Raw genomic sequence first — 281 nt, forward strand, 5'->3', positions numbered from 1 at the left:
TTGTTCCAGATTGTTAAAGAGCAATATCGTAAACATGACTCCGAAGAATCATCTTTAAGATATTCATGATAATGTCTTTCACTCATTATCGGATTGGCGTCCCCAAGGGGATTCGAACCCCTGTTACAGCCGTGAAAGGGCAGTGTCCTAGGCCTCTAGACGATGGGGACACGAAAAATCCGCACCAGGTCATCAACCTGGCACGCTCGCGTCAGCATGAGTCTACACTCATGACATCAACAGGTGCGCTTGCTCAGTATTTTCATCAGACAATCTGTGTG

1 tRNA gene is annotated in these 281 nt (G+C 46.6%); it reads right to left on the minus strand.

What is annotated here, in order from left to right:
• Window positions 1-94 precede the first annotated feature (94 nt).
• Window positions 95-170: transfer RNA gene (locus tag H0248_RS21540), tRNA-Glu, on the minus strand.
• Between the last annotated feature and the right edge of the window lie 111 nt (window positions 171-281).

The organism is Pectobacterium brasiliense, assembly GCF_013449685.1.
Classification (GTDB): Bacteria; Pseudomonadota; Gammaproteobacteria; order Enterobacterales; family Enterobacteriaceae; genus Pectobacterium; species Pectobacterium brasiliense_A.